At 74.1% G+C, this 18620-nt stretch carries 13 protein-coding genes; 4 read left to right on the top strand and 9 right to left on the bottom strand.

Annotated features, from left to right (window positions below):
- Positions 1–2: 2 nt before the first annotated feature.
- A complete protein-coding gene (cpaB, locus tag B446_RS23540) occupies positions 3–710 on the bottom strand; it encodes a Flp pilus assembly protein CpaB (protein WP_020941931.1) in 708 nt (235 codons plus the stop codon).
- A gap of 60 nt (positions 711–770) precedes the next feature.
- Positions 771–1598, bottom strand: a complete 828-nt coding sequence (locus B446_RS23535; protein WP_234967643.1) for a hypothetical protein — start codon at positions 1596–1598, stop codon at positions 771–773.
- Positions 1599–1948: 350 nt separating this feature from the next.
- Here B446_RS23535 and B446_RS23530 point away from each other — a divergent pair, with 350 nt between their 5' ends.
- The 3 genes from B446_RS23530 (at position 1949) to B446_RS23520 (ending at position 6108) form a co-directional block, all read left to right on the top strand.
- On the top strand, positions 1949–3667 hold the full coding sequence (locus B446_RS23530; protein WP_020941929.1) for a chitinase: 1719 nt from the start codon (positions 1949–1951) through the stop codon (positions 3665–3667).
- Positions 3668–4034: 367 nt separating this feature from the next.
- Positions 4035–4538: a lamin tail domain-containing protein gene (locus tag B446_RS23525; RefSeq protein ID WP_052352177.1), complete on the top strand. Its 504-nt coding sequence runs from the start codon at positions 4035–4037 to the stop codon at positions 4536–4538.
- A 211-nt stretch (positions 4539–4749) separates the two neighbouring features.
- Complete coding sequence (locus tag B446_RS23520) at positions 4750–6108, top strand: M14 family metallopeptidase (RefSeq protein ID WP_020941927.1); 1359 nt, start codon at positions 4750–4752, stop codon at positions 6106–6108.
- Here the strand turns inward: B446_RS23520 and B446_RS23515 are convergent.
- From B446_RS23515 to B446_RS23490, 6 genes are all read right to left on the bottom strand, one after another.
- Positions 6090–6659 carry a hypothetical protein gene (locus B446_RS23515; RefSeq protein WP_020941926.1) on the bottom strand — a complete coding sequence of 190 codons (570 nt, stop codon included), beginning with the start codon at positions 6657–6659 and terminating at the stop codon, positions 6090–6092. The two genes, B446_RS23520 and B446_RS23515, sit on opposite strands and share 19 nt — an antisense overlap.
- A 68-nt stretch (positions 6660–6727) precedes the next feature.
- Positions 6728–8293, bottom strand: a complete 1566-nt coding sequence (locus B446_RS23510; protein ID WP_020941925.1) for an AAA family ATPase — start codon at positions 8291–8293, stop codon at positions 6728–6730.
- Positions 8294–8350: 57 nt separating this feature from the next.
- Positions 8351–8902, bottom strand: coding sequence for a hypothetical protein (locus B446_RS23505; protein WP_020941924.1), 552 nt, complete (start codon positions 8900–8902; stop codon positions 8351–8353).
- On the bottom strand, positions 8899–9558 hold the full coding sequence (locus B446_RS23500; RefSeq protein WP_020941923.1) for a hypothetical protein: 660 nt from the start codon (positions 9556–9558) through the stop codon (positions 8899–8901). The genes B446_RS23505 and B446_RS23500 overlap by 4 nt, the downstream gene beginning before the upstream one ends.
- Positions 9555–12017, bottom strand: a complete 2463-nt coding sequence (locus B446_RS23495; protein ID WP_020941922.1) for a hypothetical protein — start codon at positions 12015–12017, stop codon at positions 9555–9557. Before B446_RS23495 ends, B446_RS23500 begins: the two co-directional genes overlap by 4 nt.
- A gap of 41 nt (positions 12018–12058) precedes the next feature.
- A complete protein-coding gene (locus B446_RS23490; RefSeq protein WP_020941921.1) occupies positions 12059–12523 on the bottom strand; it encodes a hypothetical protein in 465 nt (154 codons plus the stop codon).
- Between the two features lie 130 nt (positions 12524–12653).
- Here B446_RS23490 and B446_RS23485 point away from each other — a divergent pair, with 130 nt between their 5' ends.
- The gene (locus B446_RS23485) at positions 12654–14453 is read left to right on the top strand and encodes a caspase family protein (protein WP_020941920.1); all 1800 of its coding nucleotides are present in this window, start codon (positions 12654–12656) and stop codon (positions 14451–14453) included.
- Here the strand turns inward: B446_RS23485 and B446_RS23480 are convergent.
- Positions 14434–18612, bottom strand: a complete 4179-nt coding sequence (locus B446_RS23480) for a CHAT domain-containing protein (protein ID WP_020941919.1) — start codon at positions 18610–18612, stop codon at positions 14434–14436. The genes B446_RS23485 and B446_RS23480 overlap by 20 nt on opposite strands.
- Between the last annotated feature and the right edge of the window lie 8 nt (positions 18613–18620).

Here is an 18620-nt window from a genome sequence, read left to right as displayed (position 1 = left end):
TCTCACTTGTCCGTCACGAGTTCGTAGGTGCGGTCCTTGTCCGGGACGCTGGTCTGGCCGCCGGGTGCCACCAGCGCGAGCCGGACGCGCTGGGCGAAGGACTCGGCGTAGGTGATGCGCTGGGCGTCGAGGGTGGAGAGCGCGAAGGTGATGGGGACGGCCTCGGTGGGCTGCTGCTGGTCCTTGCTGCGGTCGGGGTCGAGGGCGGTGATGTGGCCGACGTCGAGGACGCGCGCGTTGGTGACGATGATCTTCGACTGGTCGGGGTCGCCGTCCTTCTTCCCCTCGAAGGTGGCGTAGACGTTGACGCGGGAGCCCGGCGTGATCTTGCCCGCGACGCCCGTGGCCGCGTCGATCATGATGGCGACCTCCTGCTGGCCCGGCTGGAGGGCGGGCTGGTCGACGATCATGTCGGTCTGGAGCAGTGATCCGGCGCGCAGGGTGGTCACGGCGATCTTGCCCTGGATCTGCCTCAGGTCGGTGACGGCGTTCCCGGACAGCCAGCGTTCGGGCATCTTGATCTTCTCGAACTGGCCGGTGCTCAGCGCGGTGTACGGCTTCACGTCGGACCTGACCCGGTAGGCGCTGACCTCGGGTCCGACCTTGGACTGCACGTCGTGGACGACGGAGAGCACGCCGGCGAACGCGCCGAGAGCGCACAGGACCGACAGGATCAGGAGTATCACGCCGCGGCGCTGACGGGAGTTCATGAACCGTGCAACCTCATTGGGGGAATCGGTCGATCGGGAAGTGGGTCACCTTGGTGCGGGTCAGGCGGGCGTGCGCTGTTCCAGCGCGCGGGGGGCGGCGGGCTCGTGCGCGGGCGGCGTGGCGGAGCAGAAGACGCAGAGGTCGCCGATGACGTCGAGGCCGCACCAGTGGCAGGTGGACTGCCGCACGGAGGCGACCAGTTGGTACAGCACCGAGAGGTCGGCGAGGTAGCTGCAGAACTCGACGACGCGGCCGGTTCCCCACCAGCGGGCGGACTCCGCGGGCAGCGGGGTCTCGCGCAGCCCGTGGGAGGTCCACTCCTTGGCGAGGCCGGTGAGCCAGTCGGTCTGGAGCTGGCCCTTGGCGACGAGCATCCAGGTGCTGAACTCGGGCCCCTTGAGGGTGGCGCCGGGCGCCACCTTGACGAGCTGGGGTTCGGGGTGGGCGACGACGGCGAACTGGCTGCCGGGCACCCAGGACTTGGCGTGTGCCTTGAGCCCCACCGGGACCCGGTCGAGCCGGGCGACCGAGCCGAGGACGGCGCCGGCGTGGACGTAGTGGGTGAGCAGGCGTCCGGCGGAGGCGAGCACGCCGGGGCTCAGGTCGCAGGAGGCGAGCTGGCGCAGCTGCCGGGCGAGGACGGCGACGCCGAGCGGCGGCAGTGCGGGCCGGAAGAGGGCGACGCGGTCGCTCTCCAGCAGGGACCGCAGGGTGTACAGCCGCCGCACGACCGGCTCCGGCGTCGCCTGTGAGCACAGCACGATGACGTAGCCGTACTGCTCGACGAGCGTGTGCAGTTCGGTGAGGGTGTGCTCCAGGGGGCGCTGGTCGAGGTCGCGCAGCACGACGGCGGGCATGGTCCGTTCGTCCTGCACCGGCAGCGCCATGTCGGCACTGGTCACGGCAATGGCAGTTGGCACGCTCCGCTCCCCGCTCCTCACACCCTTCGGCCCACCGGTGTGACTCCAATGCGCCAGGACGACTTCGTTGCGTGACTACCTGAGCACTGTAACCACGGCCCAATGACCGGAGAACAGCGTTTGTGTAGCTCGTGTGCAACTCATCGGTCACAACTACCGCCAAATCCGGACAGGTTGAGCGGAACAGTGAGGGCGGTTTTGGTCTGGACCTCTTGACAGCCGAATTGGTCTGGACCAACTTGTACGCCAGCGGTGGCCACCGCCCGTGACTCCCCAGCACCTCCCCTTCCCCGCCGACTCCCCCACCGGAGGCACCAGTGGACCGCGCATCAGGCATACCCGGACCCCGCAGACGACGGATCGCCACGTGGTCCGCCGCCACCGCCCTCGCCCTCTCGGTCGCGGGCCTCGCCGCCGCCCCCGCGTCGGCCGCGGACGTCAACAACGTCAGGAACGCCGGCTTCGAGTCGGGCCTCGGCAACTGGACCTGTACGGCGGGCAGCGGCACGACCGTCTCCTCGCCCGTCCACTCCGGCTCCGCCGCGCTGAAGGCGACCCCGGCCGGGCAGGACAACGCCCAGTGCACCCAGTCCGTCGCGGTCAAGCCGAACTCGACGTACACGCTGAGCGCCTGGGTGCAGGGCGGCTACTCCTACCTGGGCGTGACGGGCACGGGCACGACGGACGTCTCGACCTGGACGCCGGACTCCTCGTCCTGGAAGCAGCTGTCGACGACGTTCACGACGGGCGCCTCCACGTCCTCCGTCACCGTCTACACCCACGGCTGGTACGGCCAGGCGGCCTACTACGCCGACGACGTCTCGGTCTACGGCCCCGACGGCGGCGGTGGCGGCGACCCGGCCCCCACGGTCCCGGCCGCGCCGGGCGGCCTCTCGGTCTCCGGCACGACCTCGTCGTCGGTGTCCCTGTCCTGGTCCGCGGTGCCGGGCGCGACGGGCTACAACGTCTACCGCGACGGCACGAAGGTGACAGCGGTGACGGGGACCTCGGCGACCGTGACCGGGCTGTCGGCCTCGACCTCGTACTCCTTCCAGGTCACGGCGACCAACTCGGCGGGCGAGTCCGCGAAGTCGGCGGCCGTGAGCGGGACGACGGCCGCCACCGGGGGCGGGGGCGGAGGCGGCGGCACGCTGCCCAAGCACGCGGTGACCGGCTACTGGCAGAACTTCAACAACGGCGCGAAGGTCCAGAAGCTGTCGGACGTCCCGGCCGCCTACGACATCATCGCCGTCGCCTTCGCGGACGCGGCCGGCACGCCGGGCGCGGTCTCCTTCAACCTGGACTCGGCCGGCCTCGGCGGCTACACGGTCGACCAGTTCAAGGCCGACATCAAGGCCAAGCAGGCGGCCGGCAAGAAGGTCGTCGTCTCCATCGGCGGCCAGAACGGCACGGTGTCGATCAACGACGCGACCTCGGCGGCGAACTTCGCGAACTCCGTCTACTCCCTGATGCAGACGTACGGCTTCGACGGCGTCGACATCGACCTGGAGAACGGCCTGAACGCGACGTACATGACGCAGGCGCTGCGCTCCCTGTCCTCGAAGGCGGGCTCCTCGCTGATCATCACGATGGCCCCGCAGACGATCGACATGCAGTCGACCTCGAACTCCTACTTCCAGACGGCCCTGAACATCAAGGACATCCTCACGGTCGTCAACATGCAGTACTACAACAGCGGTTCCATGCTGGGCTGCGACGGCAAGGTGTACGCGCAGGGCTCGGTCGACTTCCTCACCGCGCTCGCCTGCATCCAGCTGCAGGGCGGCCTGTCGCCGTCCCAGGTGGGCCTCGGCGTCCCGGCGTCCACCAGCGGGGCGGGCAGCGGCTACGTCTCCCCCACGGTGGTGAACAACGCCCTGGACTGCCTCGCCCAGGGCACCGGCTGCGGCTCCTTCAAGCCCGCCAGGACCTACCCCGACCTGCGGGGCGCGATGACCTGGTCGACCAACTGGGACGCGAGCTCCGGCAACGCGTGGTCCAGCGCGGTGGGGGCACACGTCCACAGCATGCCGTGATCTGAGCCCCACCCCCGCGGACGCCCGGCCCCTTACGAGGGACCGGGCGTCCGCCGTTGACGAAAGCCCTGGCCAGAGCCGTGGTTGGCTGTTACACCCTTTCGTGGAGGCGGCCTCGGACGTAGCCGGGCAGAGGCGCTTCAGTTGGCGGGAAAACCTTCATTCAGTCCGTAAATGGACATTGCAGCCGTGAGTCACAGGAATATGCGCGAACCGTAACAGCAGCCAGGTTTCGCCCGGCCGGCTCCGCGGCCGGCTGCAAGGTGTGGGTGTGCGGCCGACCGGTCGCCACCAGCACACCGCACCTCCTGTCCGCGGCTCCGGCCGCGGGCGGCGAGGTGTGCACGACCCTTCAAAGGGGGACCCCGTGTCCGTTTCTGTTACCGCCCGCCGTATCGCCGCAACGGCCGTCGCCGCGGCCGCCGTCGTAGGTGCCGTGGCCCTGCCCGCCTCGGCCGCCGACCACGGCCACGACGGCTGGCACCACCACACCCGGGTGGCCATCGGCGGCGTGCAGCACCCCGCGTCGAGCCGCTACGACCGCAACCTGAACCAGGAGTGGGTCGAGGTCACCAACGCGAGCCGGCGGAGCGTGAACCTGGACGGGTGGACGCTGTCGGACGAGGACGGCCACACCTACACCTTCCACCACTACCGGCTGGACGGCCGCGCGACCGTCCGCGTCCACACCGGCTTCGGGCGGGACAGCCGGACGGACCTCTTCCAGGACCGCCGCCGGTCGGTGTGGGACACCCGCAGCGACACCGCGACCCTGCGCAACGACGACGGCCGCTTCGTCGACTCCGTCTCGTGGGGTTACGACCACCGCGGTCACCGCGACGGCGGCGGCTGGGGCGGCCGTCACCACTGACCCGCACCGCACCTCGCGCAGCGCGTCACTCCCCCGGGGAGTGGCGCGCTGCGCCCGTCGTGGTCCGGTGGTTCACCTTTGACACGCTATTGACCTGACCATGCCAAAGCTTCACCATGAGCGCCACACCCGCACGTCGCACTGAAGCACCCCCCAGCTCCACTCCCCATGTCCGGTGACCCCGGAATTCCTGGAGAACCAAGGAGATTTCATGCGACTCCGTGTTCGCGGCTCCGGCGCGCGCGGCGGCAGACGTACCGCCGCCCTGGGCGCACTGCTCGTCATCGCCCTGGCCGCACCCGTCTCGGCCACCGCCCCGCACGCCGCCGCCGACGGCGCCCGGAAGGCCCCGGCCGCCGGCGACGACGTCCGGCAGTACGAGATCCAGCAGCGCACGAACCCCGTGACCCGTACGGCCATCCAGTCGGCCGGCGTCACGGTCGACGAGGCCGGCGAGGAGACCGTCGTCGTCTCCGGCCGGGCGGACCAGATCCGCGCGCTGCGCCGGCTCGGGTACGAGGTGACCCCGGTGGGCGCCGCGCCCCGGCGGTCCGGGACGCGGCTGTACGACTTCCCCACCGCCGACTCGCGGTACCACAACTACGCCGAGGCGAACGCCGAGATCGCCCAGCGGCTCGCCGCCCACCCGGACATCATGAGCAGGCGGGTGATCGGCAAGTCGTACGAGGGCCGGGACATCGTCGCCATCAAGGTCAGCGACAACGTGGCGACGGACGAGGACGAGCCCGAGGTGCTGTTCACCTTCCACCAGCACGCGCGTGAGCACCTGACCGTGGAGATGGCGCTGTACCTGCTGCGCGAACTGGGCGACGGGTACGGGTCCGACTCCCGGATCACGAACCTCGTGAACAGCCGGGAGATCTGGATCGTGCCGGACCTCAACCCCGACGGCGGCGAGTACGACATCGCCACCGGGTCCTACCGGTCCTGGCGCAAGAACCGGCAGCCCAACTCCGGCTCCTCCTACGTCGGGACGGACCTCAACCGGAACTGGGACTACAAGTGGGGCTGCTGCGGCGGCTCGTCCGGGTCCAGGTCCTCCGAGACCTACCGCGGCTCCGCCGCCGAGTCCGCGCCCGAGGTGAAGGTCGTCGCCGACTTCGTGCGCAGCCGGGTCGTCGGGGGCAGGCAGCAGATCAAGGCCGGCATCGACTTCCACACCTACAGCGAACTGGTGCTGTGGCCGTTCGGATACACCTACGCGGACACGGCCACCGGGATGACGGCCGACGACGCCGCCGCTTTCCAGGCCGTCGGCCGCAAGATGGCGGCCAGCAACGGGTACACGCCCGAGCAGTCGAGCGACCTCTACATCACGGACGGGTCGATCGACGACTACCTGTGGGGCACGCAGAAGATCTTCGACTACACCTTCGAGATGTACCCGACGTCCAGCGCGGACGGGGGGTTCTACCCGCCCGACGAGGTGATCGAGCGGGAGACCTCCCGTAACAGGGACGCGGTGCTGCAACTGCTCGAGAACGCCGACTGCATGTACCGGGCGATCGGCAAGGCCGCCCAGTACTGCGGTCAGGCCTCCTCGAAGTAGGCGTCAAGGACCGCGTCCAGTTCCGACTCCCACTCCTTGAAGCGCGCCCGGGCCGCCGCCTCGATCTCGATCGGGTACCAGCGGCGGTCGGGCGTGTGCACCGTGATGGTGAACCGCTTGCCGAAGCGGGGGGACTCCGTCTCGACCGCCGCGATCTCGTCCCAGCGGAACTCGCAGTTCTCCTCGTCCAGGGCGAGCCTGACCCCGCGGTGGTCCGCGGCGAACCGGGCTCTGCGGTCGGAGACTTCGAAGACCGGGCCGTCCTCGACGGCCCCGGACTCCTCCTCCGGCCCGGACTCCGGCTCCGCGGCCTCGCCCGACGCGTCCTCCGGCTCCGCCGGCGCCTCGGCCGTGCGCGCCGCCGCGCCGGGTTCCGGCTCCCCGGCGGGCTCCGGCACCGGGCGCCCCGCCTCCTCCGTCGGCTTCGCGTGCTCCGCCTCCGGTCCCGCCGCCTGCGCGGTGATGCCGGGGATGAAGGCCGGGTCGAAACCGGCGCCCTTGACGGGCTCGCCCTTCAGGGGCTGGCTGCTCGATCCTATGCGCTGGTCCACGGCGGCAGTATGGACGACATACCCGTGCCGGAACCAGTCAGCCCGCCCTTCACTTGCGTTCGCACTGGTCACTCGTCCATGAAGACGATCCGGCGTGTCCGCCCGCCGTCCCCGGGCACGGGTGTCACCGCCGCCCGGCCCGCCGGCACCGCGCGCTCGCGGCCCCAGGCCCGGATCTCCTCGATCTGCTCGGGGTTGCTGACGCTGAGCGGGCGCACCTGGGCGAAGGTGTCCATGACGTAGGAGTCCTTCAACTGGCCGATGCCGCCGCGGCGGACGGCCTCCTCGCCGACGTCGTGCAGGGCCGCCTCGATGTCGGAGCCCGCGAAGCCCTCGGAGAGGTCGACCAGGCGGTCGAGCTGCTCGGGCTCGGGGTGGGCCTGGAGGTAGCGGTGGTGGTAGATGCGGATGATGTCCTTGCGGTCCTGGGCGTCGGGCAGGTCGACGAAGAAGAGCTCGTCGAAGCGGCCCTTGCGCAGCAGTTCCGGGGGCAGGCTGCGGATGTCGTTCGCCGTCGCGACGACGAAGGCGCGGGACTGGGACTCCTGGAGCCAGTACAGGAACTGGCCGATGATGCGCTGCGGGACGCCGGACATGTCGTCCCGGCCCGCGAGGCCCTTCTCGATCTCGTCGATCCACAGGACGCAGGGGGCCACCCGGTCGGCCATCGCGAGGGCCTCCCGGAAGCGGCCCTCCGACTCACCGAGGTACTTGCCGTGGATCGACGCCATGTCGAGCCGGTAGAGCGGCAGTTGCCAGTCGTGGGCGATGGCCTTGGCCGACAGTGACTTGCCGCAGCCGGGGACGCCGACCAGGAGGACCCCGCGCGGCGGGCGCAGGGCGGTGTGGCGCAGGTCCCGGGAGATCATGTCGTGCTTGCGCTCCAGCCAGGTACGCAGGCCGCTCAGGCCGCCGATGGCGTAGTCGCCCTGCTTGAGGTGGACGCGCTCCAGGCCGGTGAGGTCGCTGAAGATGCGGTCCTTGGCCTGGGCGAGGCCGAGGACGTCGGCCTGGCGGATGGAGCCCTTCGCGGCGATCGTCGCCATCAGGTTGACGCACTCCGCCTCGGTGACACCGTTGAGGAACTCGGCGGCGCGGCGGGCGTCCTCCTCCGTCCACTCGATGGGGATGTGGCCGTGGTGGTCGCCGAGGAAGCCGCTGAGGATGCCGTACATCTCCTCGGCGTCGGGCAGGTCCAGGCGCAGGCTCATGCCGAGGCGCTGCAGACCGCTCCAGATGGGGGTGTCGGTGATCAGCACGATGCTGCCCATGTTGCTGTCGGCCAGGCGGGCCAGTTCCGCGAAGTGGCGGGTGACCGGGGTGTCCGACTCGAGTTCGTCGGGGTCGACGAAGACGACGGTGGCGTTGGCGCGGCTGCCGAACTGGGCGGCCGCGAAGTCCATCGCGCCGGCCAGCGAGCGGTCGTCCTGCACGGAGGCGTTGGTGCGCAGGTCCCGCAGGCCGGTGGCCCGGGTGTAGATCCAGAACGGCATGCTGCTGCGCCGGGACTGGGTGGCCGCCTCGCGCAGCAGGCGCAGGGCGCGCTGCTGCTCGATGGTGCGCATCGCGATGACCGGGACGCGGGCGGAGATGTAGCTGTCGAGATGGCTGAGGCTCTCGGCGTAGTTCGACATTCGGGCCTTCTCGGAAGGGACGGGGGCGGCGGTGCGGGTTCCTCAGCCGGGCGGGCGTCAGCCGGGCAGGATGCGGCGCCTGGGCGGGGCCGCGGGGTCGTACGACCAGGCGTCCGGGCCCCGGCTCACCGTGAAGGTGGCGGTCAGCGCGTTGTCCCGCAGGGTGCGGCGGCGGCGCTCGACCAGGCGCGGGTCGGTACCGCGTCGGGTCTCGGCGTCGAGGTTCCGCTCCAGTTGGGCCTGCACCTCGGTGATCTCGTTGTCGACCAGTTCGGTCAGCCGGGTGCGCAGGGACTCCGGGAGGCCGGGGTGGGCGGCCAGCGCGCGGATGGTGTGCAGTCCGGTGCGGGCCTGGGCGAGTTCGCGGCCGAAGCTGAACTCGTCCCGGGCCTCGCCGAGGGCCCGCACGAGGTGCTCCGCCCAGGTGACCAGACGGGTGTTCAGGGCGCTGGTGAGGTGCTGGGTCAGCCGCGCCCAGGTGTCGCTGTCGTACTGCTCCTCGGCGAGCGCGGGCAGCCCGGCGGGGTCGGCCGGCTCCAGGGCGGCCCAGCGGCCCAGGAAGCCGACCCACGCCTGGTAGGGGCCGCCGTCGCCCCACAGGCCGCTCACGCGCCGCTGCCCGGCCGGCGCACGAGGGTCTCGCCGGGCGGCAGCGGCTCCCAGTCCGGCAGCCCCTCCACGACCCGCCGCAGCCTGCTGGTCACCCGCTCCCGCTGCGGCCCGCGCTGCGCGGCCCAGGGCGACGCCTGCACCCGCCCGGCGTCGGCGGAAGCGGCCCACGGCGAGGAGGGGCGCTGCGCGGCTTCGGGGGCGGGGGGTTGGGCGGGGGCGAACGGCTGGCCGGGGGCGGAGGCGGTTGGCTGGCCGGGGGCGGGGGCGAACGGCTGGCCGGGGGCCGAGGCGAACGGCTGACCTGGGTCGGAGGCGGTCGGCTGGCCGGGGGCCGAGGCGAACGGCTGGGCGGTGCCTGGAGCGGGGGTGGGGCTGGGGGCGGCGGCCCAGGGGGCGGACTGCTGCCCGGGGCCCGGGGCGGGCGTGCCGGGGGCGGCGGCCCAGGGGGACGGGGCGGGTTGCTGGGCGGTGCCGGGCGCGGCGGCCCACGGGGAGGCGGTTGGCTGCTGGGCGGTCCCGGGCGCGGCGGGCTGCTGCCCGGTGTCGGCGGGACCGAGGGGCTGCTGGGCGGCGGGCTGGGGCGCGGACGCCCACGGGGACTGCGGGGCGGCCAGGTCCTGGCCCTGCGGGCCGGGCTGCGGGGGCGTGCTCATCGGACGCTGTCCTCCTTGTGCTCGGGCACGGACTCCTCGTCGGCCGAGGCCTCCTCGCCGGTCCGGGGTTCGGGGAATGCCTTCTCGTGGGCCTCGGCGTCCGCCGCGGGCCCGGCGTCGCCACCGGACGCCCCGGACGCCGGCTCGCCGCCCGGGCGGGGCTTGGCGGAAGCGGCCCGGGGCGACTCGGCGCCCGGCGTCGGCTTGGCGTCCGACGGCTCCGACGCGGGCTCGCCGCCCCGCCGCGACCCGGCCGAAGCGGCCCAAGGCGACTCCGGATCACCCGACGACGACCCCGCCCCGGTGCCCGACCCCGGCTCCGCCTCGCCCGACGCCTCCGACACGGAATCCCCGCCCCGCCGCGACCCGGACGAAGCAGCCCAAGGCGACTCCGGATCACCCGACGACGACCCCGCCCCGGTGCCCGACCCCGGCTCCGCCTCGCCCGACGCCTCCGACACGGAATCCCCGCCCCGCCGCGACCCGGACGAAGCAGCCCAAGGCGACTCCGGGTCACCCGACGACGACCCCGCCCCGGTGCCCGACCCCGGCTCCGCCGACACGGGATCCCCGCCCCGCCTGGACCCGGCCGAAGTGGCCCGGCCGGCCTGGTCGTCGTCCGGCGTGGGCGCGGGCTCGCCGGACGACGCCGACGCCGTTTCACCGCCCCGCGGGGACCCGGCGTCCGGTGCCGGAGCAGGGGCCTTGGGGACCGTGCGGCCCTCGAACGGGGAGGGGGCGCCGCCCGCCGTGGGCAGGGTGGCGATCAGGGACCGCACCTTCGCCTCGGTCTTGTCGGCGGTCGTGAACTTGTCGTACCAGTCCGTCAGTTCGGCGGATGCGGCGCGGAGCTGGTGCAGGGACTCCGTCTTGGCCCGCTCCAGCAGGTCGCGGGCCGCCGCCTGGGCGCGGGCCGCGGTCTGGGCCTGGCCGCGCAGGACCAGGCCCCAGACGAGGCCGACGACCGCGGCGGCGGTGACCGCGAAGAGGGGCCAGTTGCCGGCCAGGACGAGGAGGATCACCGCGACCACGGCAGCCGCCGGGGCCACCTTCTTCACCCACGGGAAGGCGAGCGCGTCCACGAACGGGCCGGTGTGGTGGTCCCAGTGGTCGCCGAGCGACTTCTCCAGGGCGGCCAGCGGCTGGGTGAAGGACCCGACCCAGGCGGGCAGCTGGAAGAGGCGCGAGCCCACGGAGTGGCTGGTGGCGAACTGGGCCTGGACGTCCTGCGGCACGGCGGCCCGGTAGTCGCGGGTGTGGGCGGCGTGCGCCTGCTGGAACCACTCGTGGCAGGCCGCGACGGAGAGCCGCTGGGTGGCCGGCGAGGTGCCGATGGCACCGGGGTTGAGCGCCGCGGTGGTCTGCACGGTGAGGTAGTCGAGGGTCTCCTCGTACGAGGCGGCGTCCGCGTCGGCGGTCCTGCGGGCGGTGTTCAGGTCGCCGTCGTGGTCGACCACCGCCTGGTTGAAGGCGAGGTCGCGGCGGAGCGGCAGCTCCTCGTTGTCGTACTCGGAGACCAGCCGGTCGAGGATGTCGTCGACGGCGTCCTCGATGCGCTCCGACGGCCGGAACTCGCGGTCCATGACGGCCGTGTACTTGTCCAGCACCGGCTGCTGGCCGCGCGCGGAGGACAGGACGCCGTCGAGGGTGACCCACTGCGGGGAGACGGCGGCAAGGCGCGGGAACTCCGCCGCCTGGGACGGTCCCCGCAGGGACTCCAGCTCATCGCGCCAGCGCCGGACCTGCCGGGCCTGCGCGTCGGCGTTGTCCATGAGCTGGGAGCGCCACTCGGCGAGGGTGCGGTCCAGCAGCTCCCGGCCGACGGGCCCGAAGGCGCCCTGGGCGATGGCCTCCAGGATGATGGCGAACTCGCGGCCGAGCGCGGCCGGGTCCTGGGCCAGGAGGTAGTGCCGCAGCCAGCGCACGGCGGCCTCGGAGCGGCCCTGGCGGCGCAGGACGAGCGCGAAGAAGAGCGAGGTGCGGTCGGGCGAGCGGCGGAACGCCTCGTCGACCGCCCGGTCGCACAGGGTGCGGTCGTCGGCGGACCAGGAGGCGAGGGCGACCAGGGCGGGGGCGAGCCAGTAGCGGGGGGTCTGGAGCATCAGCTGGTCGCCGACCAGGCGGACGTTCTCCTCCGCCACCAGGCCGACGTCGAAGGCCTGGAGCATGCCGACCGCGGTGCGGCGGACCGTCTTGTGGTGGCCGAACTCGTGGTCGATCCGGTCCTCGATGGCGCCGATCCGGGTCTCGGCCCGCTGCACGTTCGCGATGGCCTGCGCCCGCTGGGCGAAGGCGAGGAACTCGTCGCGCAGCTGCTGGAGTTCGCTGCGGGTCTGCTGCTGGTTGGCCTCGACGGCGGAGACCTGGCCGGACACGGAGCCGACCCTCTCGCTGAGTCTGACGACGAGGTTGCTGACCTCCTGCACCTGGCGGCGCAGCGTGTAGTCGACCTCGGGCATGCGGTGCTCCGTTCGGGTGCTGCGGGGTGAGCGGGCGGGGGTCAGGGGCGGACGACGGTGCCGTCGTCCAGGACGGGCAGGACCGTGCCGTCCTCGTAGACCTCGACGTGGGCGTAGCCGCCGGAGCGGGCGAGCATGCGGGCGCCGGAGAACGGCTCGGGCATCGGCTCGGCGGGGGCGAAGTGCCGCAGGATGACGTGGAACAGGTCGAGCCGGTGGTCCACGTAGGGCGGCCCCAGGTGGCAGCGGGCGACGAGGCCGAGCGGGACCGAGCCGTACTCCGTCGTGTACCGCTCGCGGATCCACTCGGCCAGCGACCGGCAGGCCTGTTCGTCGAGGCCGGCGTCGAGCCGGGCGACCGCCTCCAGCAACTGTCCGGGCCGCGGCCGGTACAGCTCGCCGCGGACCGTGCCGGGTGCCGGGCGCGCGGGTGCGGTGGCCGGCCGGGCGCCCGGGCCCGGTACCGCCGGCCGCACGAGACGGCGTGGCCGTTCGGTGTACCCCATGTGTCCCCCGAGAGTCATGGGTGGTGAGCGGTTGTGCGATGCACGGAGATAGAAGATTAGTGACGTTGCGTCAAGACCGCATCCGTTACTGACCGATCGGCACCGGCACGACGCTGGCAGACTGCCGGTCATGGCGACGATCAAGGCCCTGCTGGTGGGCATCGACGACTATCCCGCCGACGTGGCGAGGCCGCTGGGCGGCTGTGCCAACGACATCGCCGAGGCCGGCCGGCTGCTGGCGGACCTCGCCGGGGGGCGGGCCGACGTGCGGGTCCTGGCCGACGCCGGGGCGACGGTGGCGGCGGTGTCGGACGCGGTGCTGGAGCACCTGGGCTCGGCCGGTCCCGGGGACACCGCGCTGCTGTGGTTCTCCGGGCACGGCACCCAGGAGACGGCCACCGGGGACGATCTGCTGATCGAGGCCACGGGCCGGAACCAGGCGCTGGTGTGCGTGGACGGACCGCTGCCCGACAAGCGCCTCGGCGCGCTGCTGGACCGGGCCGCGGCGGGCGGGGCCCGGGTGGTGGCCGTCCTGGACTGCTGCCACTCGGGGGGCGCGACCCGGGAGACGGAACTCGGCGTGCGGTACGCGCCGCCGCGGCCCGGCTGGGACCTGGGCGCGGAGGCGGCCCGCGGCCCGGCCCGGCACGTGCTGCTGGCGGCGAGCCGGCTGAACGAGCCGTCGTACGAGGGCTGGTTCGACGGGCGCCCGCACGGGGCGTTCACGCATGCCCTGGTGGGCGCGGTACGGGCGGCCGGTCCGGCCGCGACCTGCCGTGAGCTGCTGTCGGCGGCCGCCGCGCGGGTGCAGCGGGCGGGCAGCACCCAGCACCCGGTGCTCTGGCCCGACCTGCCGGGCGGTGCGGCGGACCGCCCGCTGCTCGGCGGGGACGTGTCCGGCGCGCACCTGCTCCTGCGGTGCGGGGCGGACGGCTGGGAGGTGGACTGCGGTGCCGCGCACGGGCTGCGGGAGGACGGCGCCGAGGCGGGCGGCACCACGTTCGCCGCGCTCGACGAGGGGCCCGGCCGGGGTGTCGTACGGGCGCTGGAGGTGTCGGCGGCGCGGACGCTGGTCGCGCCGGTGGACTGGGAGCCGGACCCGCAGCGGGTGTACCCGGTGGCGCTGTCGTCGGTGGCGCTGCCCCCGGCCAGCGTGACGGTGGACGGCCCGGTGGACGCGGTGCGCGACGTGCGCGGGGCGCTCGGGCCGCTGGTGCGGGCGGTGGACGGGCCCGAGGCGGCGCGCGGGCTGCACTTCCGGGTGCGGGTGGGTGGCGGTGCTGCGCGCGTCCTGCGCCGGGACGGCACGGAGTTCACCGGCCCGCTGCCGTACGCGGGACCGGCGGACGCGCCGCGGGTCGCGGACTGCCTGGCCCACCTCACCCGCTGGCACCGGCTGCGCGACCTCGCCCCGCGGCGCTCGCTGCTGGACGGTCTGGTGGAGCTGGAGATCACCCGGTGGGGCTCGGAGGAGCCGCTGCGGCCGGACGCCTCCGGTGACATCGTCTGCGCGTACGGCGACGACCTGCGCGCGCCCTGGGTGTCGATCCGGCTGCACAACCGCTCCCGGGACCGCACCCTGTGGTGCGTCCTGCTCGATCTGGCCGACGACTACTCTGCCAACACGGTTCTCTATCCGGGGCACTTCATCGGCCCGGGGCACACGGGCCACGCGCTGGACGGCGATCCGGTGCATCTGTCGCTGCCCGTCTCCCGGCCGGTGGTACCGGGGGCGGAGGCCCGTGACTGGCTGAAACTGGTGGTCGCGGACCGGGAGTTGAGCACGCTGCCGTTCCAGCTGCCCGCCCTGGGCGCGGCCGGCGTGGGCCGCGTTCTCGGCCCGGTGCTGGGCACGTCGGGCCGCTGGACGGCGGTGACCGTGCCGCTGCGCACGCTGGTGCCGGGACCCGTCACCGGCCGAGGTGTGTGAAGCCGGCCCAGGCGCTCAGGTCGTGCGGGTCGATGCGGGCGGCCCGCTCGGCGAGGAAGGCGGGCAGCCCGGCGGGCAGTTCACGGCCGGGGTTGAGCATCCACAGCTGGGCCCGGCGCAGCGCCCGGCCGGGGGGTTCGCCGTGGGTGCGCAGGAAGTGGTGGGTGAGGAACATCAGCACCGAGGTCGCCTCGTCCGGGACCGGCCACAGCGAGCCGACGACCGAGCGGGCGCCCGCCGCGAGGAAGGCGGTGGCGAGGCTGTAGGCCTCGTTGTGGCCGCGTCCCGAGACATGGCTGCGGCAGGCGGCCAGCAGGACGAGGGCGAGCCGGTCGCCGCCGGCACCGGTGATGTCCTCCGCCGCGAGCTGCCCGTCGTGCAGGGCGAGGTAGGCGCTGCGGCGGGCGTTCTCGGCGACGGACGCGTGGCAGGCGAGATGCAGCACCGCGCCGTCGCCGGGTGTCTCGCGCAGCCAGCCCAGCACCTCGCCGGGGGTGCCGGGACCGTCCGAGGCGCCGGTGGTCCGGCGGCCGAGGAAGCGGGCGTCCGGGTAGAAGGCGCGCTGCACGGCGTCGGCCTCCTCGCCGGCGTGGCGCAGGTCGCCGGTGGGGTCGCCGACGATCAGGGCGGCTCCGGTGTGCTCGGCGGCGGGGCGGGCGGCCACCTGGCACAGCAGGCGGGCGGAGGCGGCGTAGGAGATCTCGGCGGCCTGGAGCGCGTACTGCCGGCCGCGCGGGCCGCCCGGTTCCCAGGCCGCGTGCCAGGGCACGAGTCCGAGCCGGCCCATGGGGACGAGGACCAGCCGGGGCTGCCGTCCGGCGGGCATCTCGAACGCTTCCAGCAGGGGCCGCATCGCCGCGTACCAGGCCCAGCCGCAGAGCCGGTCGAGCTGGGCGCGCAGGGTGGGCGGGGCGGTGGGCCGGTAGCCGGGGACCGGGCCGAGGACGCGGGAGTTCCGGTCGGGCACCGGGCCGGCGTCGCGGGCCGCCTCCTCCCCCGGCCGGTACTCCTTCAGGGGGGCCGCTTCCTCGCTCAGGGTGGGCAGGGGCACCGCGTGCGCCGTGCCCCGGGAGGTGACGACCAGGGCGGTGCCGGGGGTGTCCTCGGTGGCCGGCACCAGGTAGACCAGGGCGTCCTTGGTGAGGGCGCGCAGGGCCTCGGCGACCTCCTCGGGGGCGGGCGGGTCGAGGAGGCGGGCCTGGTGGGGGGCGTCGGTGCCGGTGAGGGCGGCCAGGACGCGGCGGCGCAGGGCGCTGGGGACGGCCTGCGGTGCCTTGACGGCGGTGACCGGGTCGGCGGGTTCCTCCGCCCCCGCGGCGCCCCACTCCCGGGCCAGGTCGGCGTGCCCGGTGGCGGTCAGCAGGTCGGGGACGGTCGCCGAGGTGAGGGCCGCGTGCAGGACCAGGCCCCGGCAGGCGTCCAGGGCCTGGAGGGCCTCCTCGGGGCGGTCGTCCTTCAGGCACCAGCCGGCCACCTCCAGCGCGGCGCCGGTGGCCTGGGCGGCGGCGACCGTCGCGTGGTCGGTGCCGGACTGCAGCAGTGCCGCCCAGGCGTGGCCGCGCAGCGACTTCAGGCCGAGGGAGCGGGCGCTGGAGCGGTCGCGGCGGTGCAGGTCGTCGCGGGTGCGGTGGGCACGGGCGAGCGCGAGGCCGGTGTCGGCGTACAGCCGGTGCTCGGGGCCGCCGGTCTCCTCGAAGGCGCCCTCCAGCAGGGCGATGCCCTTGGCCAGCCGCTCCCGTCGGCGCACCCGGTCGATCTCCAGCTCGGACAGCGCGCAGTGGGCGATGCCGAGGCCGTTGGCGTAGCGCAGGCGGCTGTCGCTGCCCGGCTCGCACAGCTCGTGGGCCTCGCGGAGCAGGCCGATGGCGGCGACGAGGCCCGGCCCGTCCTGCTGGGAGAGGGCGCGCACGAAGCGGGTCATGCCGGTGTCGCCGAGCACCCAGGCCCGGTGGTCGCGGGGCAGCCGGCGTGCCTGGCGGCGCAGTTCGGCAGGGGTGGGGCGGGCCGCGAGCGGGGGCAGCGGGGGGACGCCGAGGTGCCGGGCGAGGTTGTCGCGGCCGGCCCGGGCGTTCTCCAGGAGGGTGAGGATCTCGATGCGGGTGGGGTCCTCGTCGCCGAGCGTGGCGTGGCCGTCGGTGAGCAGGGCGATGTGCCGGTCGGCGGCGGCGAGGTCGCCGCGCCGGACGGCGGCGTGCGCCTCGAAGCCGGCCTGCTGGAGGTCCATCAGGCGGCGCACGTGGCCGGGCAGGGCGGGGTCGGAGCGCAGCCGCCGCCAGGTCGCGGCGCCGGCCTCCATGTCGTCGTCGGCGCCGCCGGTCTGGCCGCGCTGGGTCTGGGCCACGAACCGGGCGAGGGTGAGGCCGTAGGCGTGTTCGTCGCCGCCGAGGCCGCCGCCGGCCTCCGCGAGGTCGAAGTCGGCCAGCACCCGGTCGAGGCCGGCGCCGGAGCCGGCGCTCATCTCCTCGTGCAGGCGGGCGACGCCGGTGACGGCGTGCGCTCTGCCCCGCCAGGCCGGGTCGTGCTCCGCGCGCCGGAGCACCGCCTCGGTCAGTTCCCGGCGGTGCGCGGCGGTGATGTAGGTGCCCTCGGGGTCGACGACGGTGAGGTTGCACAGCATCAGGGCGGCGAGTTCGGCCCGGCCCGGTGTGTCCGGGTCGAGGGAGCGCAGCTGGGCGAGGGCCTGTTCGAAGCCCTGGACGCGGCGCTGCTGTCCGGCCACGTCCCGGCTCATGCCGCGCATGAACTCCTCCTCGCCGAAGTCGACGAAGGCCCGGCCCTCGCGGAAGTCGTCCAGGAGGGTGGCGACGGACCGGCGCAGCTGGTCGGTGTCGAGTCCCTCCGGGCGTCCGTCGGTCTCGGGCAGGACGCCGTGGTCGGCGAGGGTGAAGCGGGCCCAGCCCTCCAGCATGCGGGCGGTCTGGGCGAGGTCGTGGACGTCGTGTTCGGCCTCCAGGACCAGGGTGGCGGCGCGCAGCACGTCCTGGGCGCGGGCGGGGTCGGGGTCGTCGTGGTGGCGGGCCTGCTGGAAGAGGGCGAGGAAGAGCGCGGCGGCGGTGACGTCGCCGTCGCGGGCGGGCTCCCACCGGTCGACGGCCCGGCGTACCAGGGCGATGCCGCGGTCGCGGCCCGGGGCGTCGTCGCGGGCCGCCGCGCGCTCGTAGAGCAGCCGGCCGAACAGGTCGAGGTACTGCGGCAGCATCCGGTCCTCGGCGCCGGGCCGTTCCAGCAGCCGGCGCAGCTCGATCTCGGCGGCGAGGCTCTGGCCGAGGTCCTTCCAGGTGGACCAGATCATGGCGCGGACGAAGAGGGCGTTGACCTCCGCGTCGAAGGCCCAGTCGGGCTCGGGGCCGCCCGCCCGGCGGATCTCGGTCAGGGCGGTGTCGAAGGAGTCGAGGGCGGACTCGAGGCGGGCGCGGTCGGCCCGGGCGCGGCCGTGCACGAGCTCGGCGAGGCCCAGGTCGTGGCGCAGCGGGGGGATGTCGTCGGGCGGGGCGGTGGTGAGCAGGGCGCGGAAGAGGCGTGCCGCCTCGCCGGCGGCGTCGGCGTCGCCGAGGTGCAGGGCGCGGTGCAGGTGCAGGTGGGCCGCCCCGGTCCGCAGCACCGTCTCCTCCTCACCGCCGGGTTCGGCGTGGGCGAGGGCGTCGGTGTGCCGGTGCAGGGCCTCGTCCAGCAGCGGCGCGGAGTCGGGTTCGGCGAGGACGCGGAGCTTGGCGCACAGGGCGAGCATGTACCGCCCCCAGGTCCGCTCCCAGGCGGAGCCGGGGTCGCCGGTGGGCAGGGCGGCCACCCCCTCGGACAGCAACCGCCAGGATTCCTCGATCAGGTGCCGGTCGCCGCCGTCGGCGGCGCCGCCGTTCTCGTACTGCACGCCCCGCAGGTGCCCGAACCTGATCCGCCAGGACGCCCACCGCGGGCCGTCGCCGGGGGTGCGGAAGGCGTGCTCGAACGCCTCGGCGGCCAGGTCGAGTTCCTCGTCGCGGCCGGCGTCGCGGAGCAGGTACAGCCGGTGGCTCAGCTCGCCGGCGTACCCGCACAGGCCGGGTGCCTCCGGGTCGTCGGCGGACAGTCCCGCCAACCGGTCGTAGACGGCGTCCCGTTCGGCGGTGAGGTCGCCGAACGGGTCGGCCTGCGCGGCGGAGTGGTCCGGAAGGGAGGTCACCCGCCCAT

The sequence above is a fragment of the Streptomyces collinus Tu 365 genome, from assembly GCF_000444875.1.
Lineage (GTDB): Bacteria > Actinomycetota > Actinomycetes > Streptomycetales > Streptomycetaceae > Streptomyces > Streptomyces collinus_A.
The sequence above is the reverse complement of the archived record's forward strand: the minus strand, read 5'-3'. Positions and strand labels throughout refer to the sequence as shown.

What these genes read in the sequence shown, in the direction of transcription:
- B446_RS23485 (WP_020941920.1), top strand. Translation starts at nt 12,654, where the DNA reads ATGGCGACGATCAAGGCCCTGCTGGTGGGCATCGACGACTATCCCGCC.
- B446_RS23495 (WP_020941922.1), bottom strand. Translation starts at nt 12,017, where the DNA reads ATGCCCGAGGTCGACTACACGCTGCGCCGCCAGGTGCAGGAGGTCAGC.
- B446_RS23500 (WP_020941923.1), bottom strand. Translation starts at nt 9,558, where the DNA reads ATGAGCACGCCCCCGCAGCCCGGCCCGCAGGGCCAGGACCTGGCCGCC.
- B446_RS23510 (WP_020941925.1), bottom strand. Translation starts at nt 8,293, where the DNA reads ATGTCGAACTACGCCGAGAGCCTCAGCCATCTCGACAGCTACATCTCC.
- B446_RS23490 (WP_020941921.1), bottom strand. Translation starts at nt 12,523, where the DNA reads ATGGGGTACACCGAACGGCCACGCCGTCTCGTGCGGCCGGCGGTACCG.
- cpaB (WP_020941931.1), bottom strand. Translation starts at nt 710, where the DNA reads ATGAACTCCCGTCAGCGCCGCGGCGTGATACTCCTGATCCTGTCGGTC.
- B446_RS23535 (WP_234967643.1), bottom strand. Translation starts at nt 1,598, where the DNA reads ATGGCGCTGCCGGTGCAGGACGAACGGACCATGCCCGCCGTCGTGCTG.
- B446_RS23520 (WP_020941927.1), top strand. Translation starts at nt 4,750, where the DNA reads ATGCGACTCCGTGTTCGCGGCTCCGGCGCGCGCGGCGGCAGACGTACC.